This is a genomic window from Sphingomonas sp. (genome assembly GCF_045810705.1).
GTDB lineage: Bacteria > Pseudomonadota > Alphaproteobacteria > Sphingomonadales > Sphingomonadaceae > Sphingomicrobium.
Map to the genome: position 1 here is coordinate 141992 of NZ_JBJMVI010000020.1, position 17453 is coordinate 159444.

Genomic DNA, 17453 nt, shown 5'->3' on the forward strand with positions numbered 1-17453 from the left:
GAGAGCTCGCGTCTAATTGACACGTTTGTCAGTTAGTGGAAGCTCAGCGGGCAAATGAAGCGAGGCACCTCAGCCATGTTCCGGCATCCGATCGCGATCCAACCCGCCGACATCGACCACATGGGTCACGTGAACAATGCCGTGTATCTCCAATGGGTCCAGGAAGCGGTGATCGATTATTGGCGGAGCGTCGCCCCGCCCGACGCCGTTGCCCGGCACCTGTGGGTCGCGCTCAAGCATGAGATCACCTATCTCCGGCCGACCTTCCTCCAGGACAATGTCGTCGCCGAGGTCATCGCCGAAAAGGTCGAGGGCGCCCGGGCCTTCTTCCACACCGTGCTCAAGCGCGGCGAGGTGGTGCTGAGCGAAATCAAGAGCAGCTGGTGCTGCCTCGACGCGGTCAGCCACCGCCCCGCCCGCCTCGCCCGCGACATCGTTGGCCGCTTCCTCCCGCCGGCCGACTGAACGCGGCTTTGGCGTCCCGCTTGCGGGATGGTGAAGCGACGCCCGCGAAGCTATGGAACCTCGAATCTTTCGAGGCCCCCCGCGTGAAAAAGATCGAAGCGATCATCAAGCCGTTCAAGCTCGACGACGTGAAGGACGCGCTGCACGAGGTCGGCGTTTCGGGAATCACCGTGACCGAGGTCAAGGGCTTCGGCCGCCAGAAAGGCCATACCGAGCTCTACCGCGGCGCCGAATATGTGATCGACTTCCTGCCCAAGGTGAAGATCGAGGTGGTGGTCGAGGACAGCCTTGCCGACAACGTGGTCGAGGCGATCGAGAACGCCGCGCGCACCGGCCGCATCGGCGACGGCAAGATCTTCGTGTTCGACGTCGAGCAGGCGATCCGAATCCGCACCGGCGACCGCGGGCCAGATGCGATTTAGGCGCGCCATCTGATGGCTGACCAGACGACTCAGTCTCGCGAAATGCTCGCCTCGCTGTCGCCAGACGAGCTGCGCGCGGCAATGCGCAGCCTCGGCTACCGCACGCAGAACGACCTTGCGCAGGCGATCGGCGTGTCGCGCTCGGCGGTCAGCCTGTGGCTCGAGGGCAAGGTTGGAGTGCCCCGCCCTGTCGCCATGCTGCTACGGATGCTCGTGAACGCGCAAAGGCGCGCTTACTGAGCCTTCGGCTGGCTGTTCGGAACGATCTGGCCCTGCTGCTGCGCGCGCATTTGCCCGCGCTCGGCTGCGGTGACCGTTCCGTCATGGTTGAGGTCCTGCGCGTCGAACCGGGTCAGCGCCAGCGCCTCGAACTGTGCCTGGGTCAGCGACTGCGCCGTGCCGAACGCTTGGTCGATCATGCGCTGCAATCTGCCGGCGCCACGAGTCTCGTCGCGCGATGCTGCAAGCTGCTCGGCCTCGGCCTTGGTCACGTTGCCGTCCTTGTTCGCGTCGAGCATCTGGAACATCGTGTCGGCGCGCTGCTGCGCCTCGGCCCGGGTCTGGTCGCGCTGCTGCCAGCCGCCACCACCCGGCGCCTGCGCCACAGCCGGCGTGCCAATAACAGCCGCGCCGAGCGCGATTGCGACAATCAACTTCTTCATGCCTGAAATCCTTCGGTCTGCCCCTGTGCGCGTGAACCACTGCCCGGCGCGCCGTGAACGGCGTATTTATGCAGAGATTACAATGCTGTCATAAGCGGCCTTGCGTCCGCCCGCCGCTCCCGCGAAGAGACCGCGATGATCGAGCTCGACGACCAGCAGCAGGCGGCGCGCGACTGGTTCGAAGCCCTGCGCGACCGGATTTGCGCCACGTTCGAGGCGATCGAGCGCGAGGCCGGGTCCGACGCCAGCTTCACCTACACGCCGTGGGAACGTACCGACACCACCGGCGAGTCCGGCGGCGGCGGCGTTCGCGGCCACATGGGCGGCCGGGTGTTTGAGAAGGTCGGCGTCAACGTCTCGACCGTCGGCGGGGAGTTCAGCCCCGAGTTCGCCAAATCCATTCCCGGCGCCGCGGAGGACCCACGATTCTTCGCCACCGGCATCAGCCTCGTTGCCCATATGGCCAACCCGCACGTTCCCGCGGTGCACATGAACACGCGCTTCCTGACCACGACCAGGCGCTGGTTCGGCGGCGGCGCCGACCTCAACCCGGCGATTCCCTATGAGGACGACACGGAGGCGTTCCACGCTCGGCTGCGCGCCGCCTGCGCGGCACACGACCCGACCTTCTACCCGCGCTTTTCCAAATGGGCCGACGAATATTTCTGGCTCCCGCACCGCGGCGTGGCGCGCGGCGCCGGCGGCATCTTCTACGACCATCTCGAAGGTCATTTCGACGAGCATTTCGCCTTCGCCCGGGATGTCGGCGAGGCGTTCCTCGACATCTTCCCGCAGATCGTCCGCAATCGTATGGACACGTCCTACGGCGATGAGGACATGGATCGCCTGCTCACCTTCCGCGGCCGCTACGTCGAGTTCAACCTGCTCTATGACCGCGGCACCTTGTTCGGCCTCAAGACCGGCGGCAACATCGACGCGATCCTGATGAGCCTGCCGCCGCTCGCGAAGTGGACATGAGCTACGAAGCGCTTCCCGACGGCGAGCTTGCAGCGGTCGTCACATATCTCGAAATGCGGTCGCCGCCGGATCACACCGTCCCACCCTCACCGCTTTCCTTGCAGCGGATCGAAGTGCCCCAGCCGGAACATTATCGCGAACTGTTCCGGCTGATTGGCGCGCCCTGGCTGTGGTTCTCGCGCTTGACCATCGACGATGCGCATCTTGCGGCGATCATCCAGCACCCTCGGGTCGAGCTCGATTCGGTGATCGATGAATCCGGGCGCGAGGTCGGCATGCTCGAGCTCGACTTTCGCGAGCCACACGAATGCGAACTCTCCTTCATCGGCCTGGTTCCCGAGCTCTCCGGCAAGGGCCACGGCCGCTGGCTCCTCGCCGAGGCCGTGCGCCGCGCCTGGCGCGAGGGCGTCGAGCGGGTTCATGTCCACACCTGTTCGCTCGATCACCCCGCGGCGCTCGCCGCCTACCGCCGCGCCGGGTTCACCCCGTTCAAGCGTGCGGTTGAACGCTTCCCCGATCCGCGCCTGCTCGGCATCCTGCCGAAGGATTGCGCGCCTCAGATCCCGCTGTTGGGTACGCCCGCCTGAGCCCCGCCGCGGCCGGCGAGCTGCACGTAGATCCGCGCCAGCATCACCGCGGTGACGATGGTGAAGCATGCCTGGATCGTCCCGGCGACGAGTCCGATCACCAGCGCCGATAGGCTGCCCGCGTTCGCTGGGCCGAGCAGCAGGAGGACCACGCTCCCGACCCCGAGCTGGATGAGCAGCACCACCGCGCCCAGCCCCATGAACACAATAAGGATGAAAGCGAGGAGCCTCAGATAATGCCCGCGGGCCAATTGCCAGCTCCTCGATAGCAGCCGAAGCGGGTTCGCCGTTTCCGCCGCCGCGAGCGGGAAAATCAATTGGAAGATCGCGAACGCGAGCGCGGTGAGCAGGACCAGCACGGCGATCAGCGGCGGCGGCGGCGTCTGCCCCGCGGCCGGTATTGTGATCAGCTTTGCAGCGCCCATCACGGTCATCAGCAAAACCGCGACCACCATCAACCCGATGAACACCGCAATGATCGCGGCGAACAGCGAGACCACCCGGCTGAACCCCACGATGATCGCGTCGGCAACCGTCACCGAGGGGCCGATCGCCAGTCGATTGAGCGCGATTTGCGCGACGAATCCCAGAATCACGACGGCGATATAGATCAGCCTGGACAGCATCGTCGCATCGGAGCCGATCGGCACGCCGACGACCGCAAGAACGACCTGGGGGAATACGATCAGCGCCAGTGCGACCGCCGCCAGCAGGCGCCCTTCGCGCGCGACGATGTCCTTCGCCTGCTCCCATGCCGCCGAGATCGACAGGCTGCTCATCACGAATCCTCCCCGTTTTGACGCCCGTTATGCGGAGCAGGCGGCGATCGCGCAACGCTTGCCCCGCAGCCGCGTCGCCGCCATCTGTCATCAGTGGACGAAGTGCCCGCGGATATCGAGTGGCGGATCAGCGACGCGCCGGTTGCCTATGATGAGGCGCTGCGCTTCATGGAGGAGCGCGCCGCCGCCATCCGCAATGGCACCATGGCCGAATGCGTCTGGCTGCTGGAGCACCCGCCTTTGTTCACCGCCGGCACCAGCGCCGACCCGGCCGAGCTCACCAACCCCTTGCACTTCCCCGTCCATGAGGCCGGGCGCGGCGGCCGCTATACCTATCACGGGCCCGGACAGCGCGTCGGCTACGTGATGCTCGACCTCGAACGGCGCGGGCGCGACATCCGCCGCTTCGTCGACGCGCTCGAAGGCTGGATGATCGCGACGCTGGCGGACATCGGTGTTTCCGCTCACCGCGCCGATGGGCGCATTGGCATCTGGGTCGGCGAAGGTCCCGACGAGAAGAAAATTGGCGCGCTCGGTGTCCGCATCAAGCGCTGGGTGACGCTCCACGGCTTTGCCATCAACGTCGCGCCGGACCTTTCTCATTTTGCCGGTATCGTCCCCTGCGGCATCGCCGAATATGGGGTCACAAGCCTCGCCGAGCTTGGGAAACAAATCCCGCTGGCGGGGGTTGATGCCTGCTTGAAGCGCAGTTTCGGCCGGTTTCTCAATGCGTTGGAACGGCCGTGTAAAGAGTCTTGATGGATGGTCGCGCTTCAGACTATTGTCCGCGCGATTTGCGGGACGGGAAACCGTTGCAGATCGCAATAAATAGGGAGTCTTGAATGCGTGCTCTTATCCTGGTCGCGGGTGCGGCCCTGGCGGTTGCCGCGTGCAGCAGCAACGACAACGCCAACAACACCATGAACGTCGATGAGAATCTCACGGCGACGGACATGAATGCGACGACGACGACGGACATGAACGCGACGGACATGAACGCTACGGACATGAACGCCACGGGCATGAACGCGACGACGACGACCAACACGACGACTACAACGACCAACAACGCGATGTAATCGTGGCGCCTCCGTTCGCGGAGGCGTTGGCTTTTGAAGGGGCTGCCGGTACGTGCCGGCAGCCTCTTTTTTTGCCTGACCGGGAGTGACCTCGATGCGTGCCATTCTCCTTATTGCCGGCGCCGCGCTCGCGCTCGGCGGCTGCGGCAACAACGACCAGTCCGACAACACCCAGAATATCGACGAGAACCTCAGCGCCGAGAACATCGTCTCGAACGACGTGACCGCGATCGACGCGGTGACCGGCGACGCCGCCAACATGGCCGCCGACGTCGACATGAACTTCGGCAACCTCACTGACAGCAATGCTGCCGCCTCAATGGATTCGAACGGCGTGACCCCCGCGACCAAGCCCAAGCCGAAGGCGCCGCGTGAAGGCACGCTCAGCCCCGCGCCCGAGCCTTCGACGACGACGGCGAACAGCCAGTAAGGGTCAGGGCAGGCCCACGACCTTGTGCGCCTGGAGCGAGAGGCGCCACTTCGGCCGATCCATCGCGAGGCTGATCGCCGCCTTGAGGGCCGACTCGCGCTCGTCGCAGTCCATCGGCTGCACCAGGAAATGGTCAAAGCTCCAGCGCTCGAGCTCGGACGGGTCGATGCCGTCCTGCGGCCACACCAGCTTCAGCTCATTACCGTGCCGCTGAACCACGTCGGTCCCGGCCTTGGGGCTGACGCAGATCCAGTCGAGACCGGCCACCGCCGGCAAGGTGCCGTTGGTCTCGACCGCGACCCAAAACCCGCGCTGGTGCAGCGCTTCGACCAATGCCTCGTCGAGCTGGAGCATCGGCTCACCGCCGGTGATCACGACCAGCCGCCGCGCCGTGCCCGCGCCCCACAGAGCCTCGACCTGCGCCGCGAGCGCCTCGGCGCCGGCGAACTTGCCCCCGCCTTCCCCGTCCGTGCCAACGAAATCCGTGTCGCAGAAGCGGCACTGCGCGCTCTCCCGGTCCTGCTCGCGCCCCGACCACAGATTGCAGCCGGCAAAGCGCAGGAACACCGCCCGGCTTCCCGATTGCGCGCCCTCACCCTGCAGAGTCAGGAAGCATTCCTTGACGGCGTAGCTCACGCGTAGACCGTCGGATCCGCGATTCCCGCCTCGGCAAAGCCCTTCGAGCGCAGGCGGCAGGCGTCGCATTCGCCGCAGTGGCGACCGTCGGGCAGCGGATCGTAGCAGCTGTGGCTGAGCGATGCGTCGAGTCCCAGCCGCTGTGCCTCGCGCGTGATGTCGGCCTTGGTCATGTGCAGCAGCGGGGCGTGGATCGCGAAACGCTCGCCCTCGACTCCCGCCTTGGTTGCGAGGTTCGCGAGCTTCTCGAACTCGGCGATGAACTCGGGCCGGCAATCCGGATAGCCTGAATAGTCGAGCGCATTGACGCCGATGAACAGGTCGCGCGCGCCGCTTGCTTCGGCGAGGCCCAGCGCGAGGCTGAGGAAGATCGTGTTGCGCGCCGGCACATAAGTGACCGGAATGCCCCCCTGATTATTGGCGCCGACCCCATCCTTCGGAACCGCGATATCGGCCGTCAGCGCCGACCCGCCGAACGCACGCAGGTCGAGGGGCAGCACGATATGCCGATCCGCCAGCGCGCCGGCGATCTGCCGCGCCGCCTCGATCTCGACCCGGTGCCGCTGGATGTAATCGATCGTCAGCGCCACGACGGAATAGCCCTGCTCGCGGGCGATTGCGGCGCAGACCATCGAGTCGAGCCCGCCCGAGAGGAGCACGACCGCTTGTCTCACAGCTTGATGCCGATCCGCGGCGCGGCCCAGAACCAGACGGCATAGAGCGCCAGGGTTCCGACAATCACGATCGCCATGCTGGCCCAGAAGCCGAAGCCGGACCGCAGCAAAGCGGGAAGCACGGCGAACATCGGCAAGCTTGGCAAGATGAACCAGAATGCGCCCATCGACAGCTCGGCGACGCGCTCGGCATCCCGCGTATCGCGGAACAGCCAGAGCATCGCCAGCAGCGAGGTCAGCGGAAGCGACGCGACGAGCCCGCCCCAGCCCGGATAGCGGCGGGCAATCTCGGAGACGGCCGCGACGATGGCCCCTGACAGCAGGGCTTTGATGACCAGGTAAAGCATCCGCGCGCCCTTAAGGCGGAGCCGCCGACAAAAGAAGGGCCGCCAATCCGAGGACAAGCGGCCCAGTTGATCGGGCCCCAGGCCCGATTGGGAGGAAAGCGTGCCAAATCCGGCACAAACCCCCAATAGCTGAGCATGGCTAAACGACGCCTTAATGGCGCATCGATAATGGGCAATCGCCGAGCCGATGCGCCTGCAGCACATAATTGAACGGCAGCCCGTCGGAGATTCCTTGCGTGCTGATCCTCAGCGAGCGTGGGGTGAGCACGGTCACGTCGCTGTGGCCGAACCCGGCGGGGCCGCAGCTATAGTCGATCTGGGCTGCATTGCCGGCGTCCTTCAGCGTCTTCGCGCTGCACGCCTTCGCCCGATGCTCGAACCGTGCCAGCGCCGCCACGTCGGCGATGCACTGGCGGGTCGGCGCCGCCGCGCCGGCCGAGCCGCTGATCTCCCACAGCCCGGACTGGACCTGGGCGAGCGCGGAGGGCTGCCCGGCCGCGGCCAGCGCAAGCGCGGCAGCGCTTGCCGCCACCAAGAGAGTTGGGCCGCGAGTCATTTCACGCGCCCTTACCACGCGGCCGTTAACAGCCGAACATCCAATTGCACCGGCGTCCGCTCAGCTGAGGGCTTGGGGCTCGATCGCGAAGCTCGACGAGCAGAAGGCGCAATCGACCCGGATCAGCCCGTCGTCGCCGACCATCGCCTCGCGCTCGTCGGCCGGAAAGCGCGCGATCACCGAGCGGACATAGTCGGGATCGCACCGGCAGCCGCGCCGAAGCGCCGTCGCCGGCAGCGTCCTCACTTCTTCCTCTTCGTGGAACAGGCGCCAGATGAGGTCGTCGAGCGGCAGCTCCGGGTCGGTCAGCTCGTCGGGCTTCACCGACCCGCCGAGGATCGCGACGTGCGGCCAGTCGGGATGGTCTAGCCGGGTGTGCAGCCGGTCCCGGCCCTCCTCGCCCTCGGGCAGATGCTGGAGCAGCAAGCCGCCGGCGAACCAATGCTCGCCGCGTTTCTCGGCCGCGAGCCGGACCAGGCTCGGGATCTGCTCCGACTGGGCGAAATAGCTTTGCGCCGCTTCGCCCAAATTCTTGCCCTCGAGCGGAACGATGCCCTGGTAGCGCTCCTTGGCCACCGGCTGGTCGAACGTGATCGCCAGATAGCCGTCCCCGAACAGCTGCTTGAGCGTCGGCTCGGAGGGCAACGCGGCGAGCTTTTCCGCGTCGTGGCGAACGTAGCCGCGCAGCTCCCCGCCGAGATAATCGCAAACCATCAGGTCGATCGCGCCGCCCTCGGTCTGCGCCTGCAGAGTCAACTGCCCCTCGGCCTCCTTGAGCAGCGAGCCGAGCAAGGCGGTCAGCGTCAGCGCCTCGGCGAGCAGCTGCTCGATGATCGGCGGATAGCCGTGATTGGCAAGGACCGAATCGACCACCGGCCCAAGGCGCGCGATCCGCCCCCGCGCATCGCGCGACGGGATCGCGACGCCGAGCGCGGCGTCCGTTTTGAGGTCGATCTGGGGCATCGCCGAAAGATAGGGAGGCTTCAAGGGAGCGGCAACCGACCTGCGCTCCGCACCGCCGCGGGCGCCTAGTCAGGCAAGCAGTGCGGCAGCGGCCGCAACGGCAATGATCACGGCGGCCGTGACCCGCAAACGGCGGCTATTCTCCCATTTGCGGTAGCTCGGGATGTCGATCCAGTAGCGGCCGTCCTCGGTTGTCCGGACGACCCCCGCCCGCTGAAACCGCGCGAACTGCCGCTCGGCCACCAGGCGCTTCGGCACGAACGCGACGGCGCTTTCGGGCGACACCGCGTCGGCACTCATGAAATGGTCGATGATCCTTCGCTGCGCCTTGGCGATGATTGCAGTGACAGCCGTGGCCATTCTCGTCTTCCTTCTTGTGTATCGGCGAATAAATAACCGTTCGTCGGTTGGTCGAATCTGTCTCCCCTGATGTAACCTATGCGTTACATCGACACTCCGCAATACCGAGGGGGAGTTACATGGAAGCGATCGCGTCCGCTGCGATGAAGGCCGGCCTCGCCGCCGCCGGAGTCGTCATCTTGAGCATCCGCATGAAGCGCAGCAATCGGCCTTTGAGCTGGTTCGGAGTGTCTGCCCCGCCGCTCGTTCCGACCCTCGGTTTCATCGCTGTCTATCTCGCATGGATGCTTGCGAGCGACGCCCTGACCCACTGGCGGGGCCCTTGGGACTTTCGCCCGTGGCAGCAAGCGCCGCTGCTGGCCTCGGCACTTCGCGTGCTCGCGGTATGCGTGCTGGGTCCGCTGGTCGAAGAACTGCTCTTCCGCGGCATCATTTTTTCGTGGCTGCGCGAGCGGCTGAATGTCGGGCTGACGATAGGCGTGACGGCGCTGGGCTGGAGCCTCCTCCATTACGGCTATTCCTGGTGGGTGATCGCGATCATTTTCGTTGACGGTCTGATCCTTGGGCTCGCCCGCTGGCGCACCGGCTCCGTGTTTGCGCCGGCGGTCATGCATATGCTCTACAATCTGTACGCGATCTGGTGATTGGCGAATTCGAAACGGCCGCTCGCGCTAAGCCGCTTCCGCCGGCACCTCATATTCGCCCGCCGCCGCCGACAGCGTCTCGACGAACTCGCGGATGTGGCTTTCCTCGATCACCAGCGGGGGCAGCACGCGCATGACATTGTCGCCCGCCGCGACCGTCAGCAGGCCTTTGGTGCGCAGATAGTTCACGAACGCCCGGCTGTCGGTTTTCATCCGGATGCCGAGCATCAGCCCGACCCCGCGCACGCTCTCGAAGAGATGGTCATGGTTGGGGATCATCTGCTCGAGCGCCGAGCGCAGCCGCTCGCCCTTCTGCCTAACGTCGGCGAGGAACTCCTCGTTGGCGACAATGTCGAATACCGCCTGCCCCGCGGCCATCGCCAGCGGGCCGCCGCCGAAGGTCGACCCATGGGTGCCGATCACCATTCCCGCCGCGGCTTTGTCGCTCGCCAGGCACGCGCCCATCGGGAAGCCGCCGCCGATCCCCTTGGCCGAGGCCATGATGTCGGGGACCACGCCATAATGCTGATAGGCATAGAGCTGACCCGTCCGCGCGACCCCGCATTGCACCTCGTCGTACACCAGCATCAGATCGTGCTCGTCGCACGCGGCGCGCAGTCCGGCGAGGAATTCGTGGGTCCCCGGCCGGATGCCGCCCTCGCCCTGGATCGGCTCGACCAGGAACCCGGCGGTGTTCTCGTCGACCGCGGCCAGCGCGGCGTCCAGATCGTTGAACTCGACCACCTTGAACCCCGGCAGCAGCGGCGCGAAGCCGTCGATCATCTTGACCTGGTCGGTCGCGCTGATCGCCGCCATCGTCCGCCCGTGGAAGGCGTTCGAGAAAGTGATCAAATCGTGCTTGTGCGGATTGCCCTTGGCGTGATGATATTTGCGCGCGGTCTTGATCGCGCATTCGACCGCCTCGACGCCCGAGTTGGTGAAGAACACCGTGTCGGCGAAGGTCAGGTCGCACAGCCGCTTGGCAAATGCCTCGCCCTGCGGCGAGCCGTAGAGGTTCGACACGTGCATCAGCGTCGCCGCCTGCTCCTGTATCGCCTTGGTCAGGTGCGGGTGGCCGTGGCCGAGGATGTTGACCGCGATGCCCGCCGCGAAATCGAGGTAGCGCTCGCCCTCTTCGCCGAAAAGATAGACTCCTTCGCCGCGCACCGGGCGCACCGGCGAACGCGGGTAAACGGGCATGAGCGGCGTGATGGCCAATGTTGGCTCCCTTGTAGCGGCGATGATCAGCTTGCCGCGCCTATAGCCAGCGGCCCGCGCAAGGGCAAAGCCGGCAAAAAAAGGCGCCCCGGGGTTGCTCCCGGAGCGCCTTTCCTTACGCGCACTAAACGCGGACTTAGTCGTCGCGGTCGCGGTGGCCCCATCGGTCGTCGCGGTCGCCATAGCCGCCACGGCGATCGTTGAGCGCGAACTGCACCTGCTGCTCGAGCCTCTGGATGCGGAACTGAATGTCGCCGGCCTCGCGCGGATCGAGGCCGCCACGGGCACGATCCCGCAAGCGGCGATCGATCTTGTTGGCTTCTCTGAACAGGCGCTCGGCGCTTCGGCCGCCGATAACGTCGCGCCGGTCGAGCCGGCTGATCTGGCGCTCGACCTGGTCGATCCGCGCCTGAAGAGCGCGGACCTGGCCCCAGTTTCCCCGGAAGCCATTGTTGGCGCCGTAGCCGTTGTTGTAGCCATAGCCGTTGTTGTAGCCGTAGGGCGCGGGCTGCTGCTGCGGATAATATTGCGCGGCGACGGGGCTGGCGGCGACGAAAGCCGCTCCTGCGGCGGCAATGGAAAATACGATCTTACGCATAACGGCTCTCCTTGGTTGAGCGGTTGATGCGTGAGTTGTGCGCCGTCGCGGTTGATGCGCGTCTGAACGCGTCCGTTATTCAGCGTTCAACTTGGTAAACGACCCATGTCATTGAAATAACTAGTTCTTGATCTTCCACCCACTCTTGAGCAGCGCGTAGCAGACGATCCAAAGCACGACGTTGAGCAGGAACAGCCCGACCGCGCCGACCATCAGCGGCGAATCGCTCGTCCCGAGGAACCCCGCGCGAAATCCCGAGATCACGTAGAAGAACGGGTTGGCGTGGCTCACCTTCTGGAATGCCGGCGCCAGCTGGTGGACCGAATAAAATGTTCCCGACAACAGGGACAGCGGCATCACCACGAAATTGGTCACCGCCGCGGCATGGTCGAATTTCTCCGCCCAGATCGAGGTCAGGAGCCCGAGGAACGACAGCATCAGCGCGCCCATCAGTCCGAACCACAGCACCAGCTCCGGCCGGCGCACCGCGACCGATACGCCGGGCCACAGCAGCATCACCAGCCACAGCGCCAAACCGACCAGGAAGGCGCGCGTCACGGCCGCTCCGACCAGCCCGGCGATCAGTTCGCCGGTCGACAATGGCGGCATCAGATAATCGATGATATTGCCCTGGATCTTGCCCACCAGCAGCGAGAAGCTCGCATTGGCGAACGCGTTCTGCATCATCGCCATGACGATCAGGCCGGGCGCGATGAAATCGGCGAACGGCACGCCCAGCACCGTCCGTCCGCCACGGCCGAGGGCCACGGTGAAGATGACGAGGTACAGCAGCTGCGTGATCGCCGGCGCCCAGACGGTCTGCATCTGGACCTTGAAGAACCGCCTCACCTCCTTGATATAGAGGGTCTTGAGGCCTCCCCAATTGACGCCCTTCAACACCGGCTTACCGGGTGCGAAGCGCACCCAATCGTCGGTTCGGTCGTGGGCCGCGGGGCTGTCCATCGGGTGAGGCGCCTATCGGCTGGTGACCGGCCGGGCAAGTTTTTGGAGCGAAGTACAACATGTCATGGACTGAAGAGCGCATCGAGCGCCTGAAGAAGATGTGGCACGACGGCGCCACCGCCAGCCAGATCGCCGAAGAGCTTAGCGGAGTCAGCCGCAACGCGGTGATCGGCAAGGCCCACCGCCTCGGGCTCGAGCAGCGTCCCTCGCCGGTTAAGGCGGGCGAGGAAAAGGAAGCGAAGAAAGCGGCTCCGGCCGCCGCCGCTCCGCGCCCCCTGCCCAAGGCGGAAGCGCCGAGGGCCGCTCAAGATATTTCACCGGACCCACGCCCCGCGCCGGTCAACCGCTCGGCTCCCGAGATGCAGTACCGCTCGATCGGCCCCGGCGGCTTCATCCGCCAGGGTCCCGGCGATCAGCAGCCGCCGATCCCGCCGGCCCCGCCGCGACGGCTGGTTCCGGCCAAGCCGAGCCCCGAGGTCGCGGACAAGACCAGCCTGCTCGATCTCAATGAGCGCATCTGCAAATGGCCGATGGGTCATCCCGGCGAGCCCGACTTCCACTTCTGCGGCCAGCAGGCGAACCCGGGCTTTCCTTATTGCGTCGAGCATTGCGGCGTCGCCTACCAGGCGCAGCTCCCGCGCCGCGACCGCCGCCCGCCCCCGCCGATGCCGTTCGGCGGTCCGAGAGTCCGCTAGAACCGAGGCCGCGTCTTGGGCCCCCGCGCGCTGCTCCGCTGGTGGCGTGCGCCATTGTGGCTGATCGCGCTCGCGACCGGCGCGAAGAGCTTCGCCGACAATCCCATCCTCGGCTCCGAGCGGCTCAACCGGCGCGGCCTTCACGTCGCGCGCCTCAAGCTTGCGCATCGGCTGGCCTGGGCGCGACGTCGCCGGCTGGCTGCGGCCGTGCCGCGTGAATGGTGTGAGCAGTTCGACCGCGACGGCTTCGTCGAACTGCGCGATTTCCTTCCTCCGGACCAGTTCGAGCGTTTGCGCCAGTCGCTGCTCTCAGGCTCCTTCCCGACGCGCGAGCAACAGCAAGGCGACACGCTCACCCGCCGCGTCGCCATCGGCCCCGAGCTTCGCCGCGCGGTGCCCGAGCTTCGCTCGCTGCTTGACGACCGGCGCTGGCGCCCGCTCCTTGCCTATGTCGCGAGCACGCGCAGCGAGCCGCTCTATTACATCCAGGCGATCTTCACCCACTGCCCCGGTGTCGGCTCGGATCCGCAGCTCGAACTTCACACGGATACGTTCCATCCGTCGCTGAAGGCTTGGCTGTTCCTCACCGACGTGACCGACGATCAGGCCCCGCTGACCTACGTGGCCGGCTCGCACCGGCTGACGCCCGAGCGGCTTGCGTGGGAGCAAGCGCGCAGCATCACCATCGCCGGAAGCGACCGACTCTCCCAGCGCGGCTCGCTGCGCGTCGCGCCGGACGAGCTGCCCGCCCTCAACCTCCCGCCGCCGCACCGCTTCGCCGTGCCCGCCAATACCCTGGTGGTTATCGACACCTGCGGCTTCCATGCGCGCGGCAGCTCCGCCGGCCCCCACGCTCGGGCCGAGATTTGGGCCTATGCCCGGCGAACGCCGTTCGTGCCGTGGACCGGCCTCGACGCGCTCTCGATCCCTTCGATCGCGATTCGCCGCGCGCAATGGCTGCCGCACATCGTCGATTGGCTCGACCGCCTCGGCTTCAAGAAGCAGGTTTGGCTGCGGGCCGGCCGCAAGCGGCCGATGGACAACTGAACCGGGTCAGGCCGGCTGGAATTCGACGACCGCCGCGCGCTTCCGCCACGTCGCCGGGGGGGCGCCATATTCGCGCTTGAAGGCGCGGTTGAAAGCGGCCTCGCTATTGAATCCAACGGCATAAGCGATGCTGCCGCTCGTCTGCCGGCCATCGCGCAGCAAGTTCGAAGCCATACGCATCCGCCAGCGTGCGCAATAGCGCATCGGCGACTCGCCGATCAGGCTGGCGAAGCGCTCGCCGAGGACAGTGCGCGAAACCCCCGCCTCGCGCGCGAGCATCTCGACGTCTATCTCCTCGGCGTAGCGGTTGTGGATGATCGACAGCGCACGCGACGTCGCCGGATCGGCGAGGCCCCTCAGCCAGCCTGACGAGCTGTCGGGCAGATTCTCGACATAGTCGCGGATCGCCTGGGCGAGGAACAGCTCCGACAGCCGTGCAATCATCTCCGGCGAGGCATTGCCGGCCGCGAGGAAGCGCAGCGAGCTGTCGAGCCACTGCGCCTCGTGCTTGGCGGCATTCAGCGTCAGCATTGCCGGCAGCGCGTCCATCAACGGGTGCCGCGTGCCGAGGCGCGTTCCAAGAAATCCGCACCAGACTTCGGTCTTCTCGCCCGGAGTGCCGCTCGACACGCGGTGGACGCCGTCGGCCGTCACCCAGCCGATCTCGCCGACGTCGGCGGCCGGCACGCCGAGGCGGCTGGTCAGCAAATGAGGGTCGTTGCGCGGAAGGATGATGATGCTGCCCGCGTCGACCGAGACCGGGTCGAGCCCGTCGACCTGGGCGATCGTCCGCCCGGAGCGGACGTAATGATAAGCGATGAGCGTTCCCGGCATCGGGAACCAGGGTGCGCAATGGTCCGGCGTGAACTGCGCCCGCACGCAATAATCGCCGGTGAACTTGCCGTCGATGACCACACCGCCGCTTAAGCGGAGCGAACCCAGGATATCGTCGAGAACGTCCATTTGAAGTCCCCGCCCGGATGCCCAGTCCGGCGTTTCGGTCAACTTATCCGGCACGCCGGTCATTTTGGCAAACCCGCAACCAACCTAAACGCCGCCAATCAAATCGCGAACCGAAATCGGGCTTGGGGAAGCACTGCTTGCCGCGACGGGGCCGCCTGTCCGGCTGCACCATTTCTGAACCAACACGGGAGCTAAACCAATGTATCACGACTTCAATTATGAGGCGACGCTGGCATCGTCGATCCGCGCGCAGTGGCAGCTGGACGACGTGCTGCGAACCGACCAGGAACTCGACTTCTCGAGGCGGTTCATGCCCGAGAGCCTCGCCCGCACCGCGGCGATCGAAACCTTGAACCCGTTCGAGCAGCGCATCCTCAACCAGATCAGCGCGCATCAATATCTGACAATCTTCGGCGTGGTCGAGGAGTTCATCCTGCCGTTCCTGGTCGATCACGCACGTCCGCACCTGCTCGGCGACGATTGGGAGGTTCGCGCGATCCTCAATTTCGCGAGCGAGGAAGCCAAGCACATCCAGCTGTTCAAGCGCTTCCACCAGGCATTCGTCCGCGGCTTCCCGGTCGAATGTCAGGTCATTGGTCCGTCGGAAGCGATCGGTGCCGAAATCCTCAAGCACGACCCGCTCGCCGTCGGCCTTGTCATCCTGATGATCGAGTGGATGACCCAGCAACACTATCTCGGCTCGATCCGTGACGACACCGACCTCGATCCGCTCTTCAAAAGCCTGATGAAGAATCATTGGATCGAAGAAGCGCAGCACGCCAAGCTCGACACGTTGATCGTCGACTCCCTCGCGGTCGGCCGGACCGAAAAGCAGATCGACAAAGCGATCGACGAGTTCTTCGAGATCGGCGGCTTTCTCGACGAGGGTCTCAAGGCGCAGGCCGGCTTCAACCTCGATGCGCTGGAGCTGGCGATCGGGCGCAAGCTCGAGGACCGGAACGAAATTCTTGCGCAGCAGCATCAGGCCGCGCGCTGGACCTACATCGGTTCCGGAATGGTCCACGAACGGTTCAGATCGACACTCGAAGCGATTTCGCCGCGCGCGGCCGAGCGTATCGCCGAAGCGGCTCCGCTGTTCGCCTGAATCCATTGAAGAAAGGCCCCGGAATCGCTTCCGGGGCCTTTCAGTCATTGAGGTCGCAGATGCTTAGGCGTTGTGGGCTTCGGCCTGGGCGTCGACCGTCTGCCTGGACGCAGGCTGGTCGCTGCCGCCGCCGATCGCCGAGCGCTCCTCGCGTTCAGATCCGCCGATGTTGATCTTCTTGGGCTTCATCGCCTCGGGGATCTCGCGCTTGAGCTCGATCGACAGCAGGCCGTCCTTCATGTCCGCGCCGCGGACCTGGATATGGTCGGCCAGCGCGAAGCGCCGCTCGAACGAACGCGTCGCGATCCCGCGATAGACGTAATTATTGCCCTTCTGCTCGTCCTCGTCCTTCTTGCGGCCGGTCACGACCAGGACGTTCTGCTGGGCGGTGATGTCGAGCTCGTCGGGCTTGAACCCGGCGACCGCGAGCTCGATCCGGTAATCGTTGTCGCCGAGCTTGATCAGGTCGAACGGCGGGTAATTCTCTTGCGCCTGGCCGACGCTGTTGTTTTCGAGCATGTCGAACAGCCGGTCGAAGCCGACGGTGGAACGCCGGTACGGCGCAAAATCGAAAGCACTACGCATTTGCTCCTCCTCTTGTTGAGCAAGGCGGGGACCAGCCGAGGCTGCGACCCCGTCACCGGACCTCATGGAGCGCCCGGCAGCCAAAAATTTGGAACCGCCGCGCGCGATTTCAAGACTGGTGAGCGCGCTCTCGAAACCATTGGGCGAGTTCATCTTCGCCTAATTTGCCACCTGCCAGGGCTTCAAAAAGAACTGCCAGTTCGGCGTCGGACGCGAGCAGCGAATAGCCGTTGTCAACGAGGAACGTTTCGCAGACGACTAGCGCCGTGCGCTTGTTTCCGTCGACAAATGGATGATTACGCGCGATGCCAAAGGCGTAGCTGGCGGCAAGTGCAGGGACATCCGGCTCGCCATAAGCGGCCAAATTCTTCGGGCGCGCAAGCGCGCTATCGAGCATGCCTTGGTCCCGAATGCCGGTTCCGCCACCGTGCGTAGCAAGCTGTTGATCATGGACGGCAACGGCAAACGAAGCGTCGATCCAACGCCAATTCATCTATTTCGCGAGTTCGCGGAGCGCTTTGAACCGACGCTTCATCACATCCCGCGCAATCTCCATTTGCCGATCGAAGTCGTCGGTCCTTGTCTCGATCTCGAGCCGGCCGGCCGTCGCCGTGATTATAACCTCCTCGCCTTGAACGAGACCGCTAGCGGCAAGAATGTCCCGCGGAATGATCACGCCCGTGGAATTTCCAACAGG

Annotated in this window: 26 protein-coding genes; 12 read left to right on the forward strand and 14 right to left on the reverse strand. The window is 65.4% G+C overall.

All coding sequences use genetic code 11. The annotated features are described in order from the left end of the window. Positions 1-54 precede the first annotated feature (54 nt). From ACJ8FR_RS12570 to ACJ8FR_RS12580, 3 genes are all read left to right on the forward strand, one after another. On the forward strand, positions 55-465 hold the full coding sequence (locus ACJ8FR_RS12570; protein ID WP_407828976.1) for an acyl-CoA thioesterase: 411 nt from the start codon (positions 55-57) through the stop codon (positions 463-465). An 83-nt stretch (positions 466-548) separates the two neighbouring features. Continuing rightward, positions 549-887, forward strand: coding sequence for a P-II family nitrogen regulator (locus ACJ8FR_RS12575; RefSeq protein ID WP_407828977.1), 339 nt, complete (start codon positions 549-551; stop codon positions 885-887). 12 nt (positions 888-899) lie between these two features. Further along, a complete protein-coding gene (locus ACJ8FR_RS12580; RefSeq protein WP_407828978.1) occupies positions 900-1127 on the forward strand; it encodes a helix-turn-helix domain-containing protein in 228 nt (75 codons plus the stop codon). Here ACJ8FR_RS12580 and ACJ8FR_RS12585 read toward each other — a convergent pair. Beyond that, on the reverse strand, positions 1121-1549 hold the full coding sequence (locus ACJ8FR_RS12585; RefSeq protein WP_407828979.1) for a hypothetical protein: 429 nt from the start codon (positions 1547-1549) through the stop codon (positions 1121-1123). The genes ACJ8FR_RS12580 and ACJ8FR_RS12585 overlap by 7 nt on opposite strands. Positions 1550-1684: 135 nt before the next feature. Here ACJ8FR_RS12585 and hemF point away from each other — a divergent pair, with 135 nt between their 5' ends. Both hemF and ACJ8FR_RS12595 read left to right on the forward strand, forming a co-directional pair. Next, on the forward strand, positions 1685-2527 hold the full coding sequence (gene hemF, locus ACJ8FR_RS12590; protein WP_407828980.1) for an oxygen-dependent coproporphyrinogen oxidase: 843 nt from the start codon (positions 1685-1687) through the stop codon (positions 2525-2527). After that, positions 2524-3114 carry a GNAT family N-acetyltransferase gene (locus tag ACJ8FR_RS12595; RefSeq protein WP_407828981.1) on the forward strand — a complete coding sequence of 197 codons (591 nt, stop codon included), beginning with the start codon at positions 2524-2526 and terminating at the stop codon, positions 3112-3114. The genes hemF and ACJ8FR_RS12595 overlap by 4 nt, the downstream gene beginning before the upstream one ends. On the opposite strand, the gene ACJ8FR_RS12600 is transcribed toward ACJ8FR_RS12595, so the two are convergent. Beyond that, complete coding sequence (locus ACJ8FR_RS12600; RefSeq protein ID WP_407828982.1) at positions 3084-3893, reverse strand: hypothetical protein; 810 nt, start codon at positions 3891-3893, stop codon at positions 3084-3086. The genes ACJ8FR_RS12595 and ACJ8FR_RS12600 overlap by 31 nt on opposite strands. A 93-nt stretch (positions 3894-3986) precedes the next feature. On the opposite strand from ACJ8FR_RS12600, the gene lipB reads away from it, so the two are divergent. The 3 genes from lipB to ACJ8FR_RS12615 all read left to right on the forward strand — a co-directional run bounded on the left by lipB (position 3987) and on the right by ACJ8FR_RS12615 (position 5402). Beyond that, positions 3987-4652: a lipoyl(octanoyl) transferase LipB gene (lipB, locus tag ACJ8FR_RS12605; RefSeq protein WP_407828983.1), complete on the forward strand. Its 666-nt coding sequence runs from the start codon at positions 3987-3989 to the stop codon at positions 4650-4652. Positions 4653-4735: 83 nt separating this feature from the next. After that, positions 4736-4972, forward strand: a complete 237-nt coding sequence (locus ACJ8FR_RS12610; protein WP_407828984.1) for a hypothetical protein — start codon at positions 4736-4738, stop codon at positions 4970-4972. A 94-nt stretch (positions 4973-5066) separates the two neighbouring features. Next, a complete protein-coding gene (locus tag ACJ8FR_RS12615) occupies positions 5067-5402 on the forward strand; it encodes a hypothetical protein (protein ID WP_407828985.1) in 336 nt (111 codons plus the stop codon). Positions 5403-5405: 3 nt separating this feature from the next. On the opposite strand, the gene queE is transcribed toward ACJ8FR_RS12615, so the two are convergent. The 6 genes from queE to ACJ8FR_RS12645 form a co-directional block, all read right to left on the reverse strand. Further along, positions 5406-6038 carry a 7-carboxy-7-deazaguanine synthase gene (queE, locus tag ACJ8FR_RS12620; RefSeq protein ID WP_407828986.1) on the reverse strand — a complete coding sequence of 211 codons (633 nt, stop codon included), beginning with the start codon at positions 6036-6038 and terminating at the stop codon, positions 5406-5408. After that, the gene (queC, locus tag ACJ8FR_RS12625; protein ID WP_407828987.1) at positions 6035-6712 is read right to left on the reverse strand and encodes a 7-cyano-7-deazaguanine synthase QueC; all 678 of its coding nucleotides are present in this window, start codon (positions 6710-6712) and stop codon (positions 6035-6037) included. Before queC ends, queE begins: the two co-directional genes overlap by 4 nt. Then, positions 6709-7059, reverse strand: a complete 351-nt coding sequence (locus tag ACJ8FR_RS12630) for a DUF3147 family protein (RefSeq protein WP_407828988.1) — start codon at positions 7057-7059, stop codon at positions 6709-6711. Before ACJ8FR_RS12630 ends, queC begins: the two co-directional genes overlap by 4 nt. A 151-nt stretch (positions 7060-7210) precedes the next feature. After that, complete coding sequence (locus ACJ8FR_RS12635) at positions 7211-7615, reverse strand: DUF3617 domain-containing protein (protein WP_407828989.1); 405 nt, start codon at positions 7613-7615, stop codon at positions 7211-7213. A gap of 60 nt (positions 7616-7675) precedes the next feature. Further along, positions 7676-8578 (reverse strand): Hsp33 family molecular chaperone HslO, encoded by a 903-nt coding sequence (locus ACJ8FR_RS12640; RefSeq protein WP_407828990.1) that lies wholly within the window; start codon positions 8576-8578, stop codon positions 7676-7678. 69 nt (positions 8579-8647) lie between these two features. After that, entirely contained in the window at positions 8648-8938 is a 291-nt protein-coding gene (locus ACJ8FR_RS12645; protein ID WP_407828991.1) for a hypothetical protein, read from the reverse strand. Between the two features lie 119 nt (positions 8939-9057). On the opposite strand from ACJ8FR_RS12645, the gene ACJ8FR_RS12650 reads away from it, so the two are divergent. Continuing rightward, on the forward strand, positions 9058-9582 hold the full coding sequence (locus tag ACJ8FR_RS12650) for a lysostaphin resistance A-like protein (protein WP_407828992.1): 525 nt from the start codon (positions 9058-9060) through the stop codon (positions 9580-9582). Positions 9583-9609: 27 nt separating this feature from the next. On the opposite strand, the gene ACJ8FR_RS12655 is transcribed toward ACJ8FR_RS12650, so the two are convergent. The 3 genes from ACJ8FR_RS12655 to ACJ8FR_RS12665 all read right to left on the reverse strand — a co-directional run bounded on the left by ACJ8FR_RS12655 (position 9610) and on the right by ACJ8FR_RS12665 (position 12361). Then, a complete protein-coding gene (locus tag ACJ8FR_RS12655) occupies positions 9610-10800 on the reverse strand; it encodes an aspartate aminotransferase family protein (RefSeq protein WP_407828993.1) in 1191 nt (396 codons plus the stop codon). A 136-nt stretch (positions 10801-10936) separates the two neighbouring features. After that, positions 10937-11398 (reverse strand): hypothetical protein, encoded by a 462-nt coding sequence (locus ACJ8FR_RS12660; protein ID WP_407828994.1) that lies wholly within the window; start codon positions 11396-11398, stop codon positions 10937-10939. 120 nt (positions 11399-11518) lie between these two features. Further along, positions 11519-12361, reverse strand: coding sequence for an ABC transporter permease (locus ACJ8FR_RS12665; RefSeq protein ID WP_407828995.1), 843 nt, complete (start codon positions 12359-12361; stop codon positions 11519-11521). A 59-nt stretch (positions 12362-12420) separates the two neighbouring features. Here ACJ8FR_RS12665 and ACJ8FR_RS12670 point away from each other — a divergent pair, with 59 nt between their 5' ends. Continuing rightward, complete coding sequence (locus tag ACJ8FR_RS12670) at positions 12421-13056, forward strand: GcrA family cell cycle regulator (RefSeq protein ID WP_407828996.1); 636 nt, start codon at positions 12421-12423, stop codon at positions 13054-13056. Positions 13057-13071: 15 nt separating this feature from the next. Then, the gene (locus ACJ8FR_RS12675) at positions 13072-14103 is read left to right on the forward strand and encodes a phytanoyl-CoA dioxygenase family protein (protein WP_407828997.1); all 1032 of its coding nucleotides are present in this window, start codon (positions 13072-13074) and stop codon (positions 14101-14103) included. Positions 14104-14109: 6 nt separating this feature from the next. Here ACJ8FR_RS12675 and ACJ8FR_RS12680 read toward each other — a convergent pair whose 3' ends face one another. Further along, positions 14110-15066, reverse strand: a complete 957-nt coding sequence (locus tag ACJ8FR_RS12680) for an AraC family transcriptional regulator (protein WP_407828998.1) — start codon at positions 15064-15066, stop codon at positions 14110-14112. Between the two features lie 199 nt (positions 15067-15265). Here ACJ8FR_RS12680 and ACJ8FR_RS12685 point away from each other — a divergent pair, with 199 nt between their 5' ends. After that, positions 15266-16171, forward strand: coding sequence for a diiron oxygenase (locus ACJ8FR_RS12685; RefSeq protein ID WP_407828999.1), 906 nt, complete (start codon positions 15266-15268; stop codon positions 16169-16171). Between the two features lie 63 nt (positions 16172-16234). Here the strand turns inward: ACJ8FR_RS12685 and ACJ8FR_RS12690 are convergent, their stop codons facing one another. Then, a complete protein-coding gene (locus ACJ8FR_RS12690; protein ID WP_407829000.1) occupies positions 16235-16756 on the reverse strand; it encodes an Hsp20 family protein in 522 nt (173 codons plus the stop codon). 109 nt (positions 16757-16865) lie between these two features. Next, complete coding sequence (locus tag ACJ8FR_RS12695; RefSeq protein WP_407829001.1) at positions 16866-17249, reverse strand: type II toxin-antitoxin system death-on-curing family toxin; 384 nt, start codon at positions 17247-17249, stop codon at positions 16866-16868. Positions 17250-17453 lie beyond the last annotated feature (204 nt).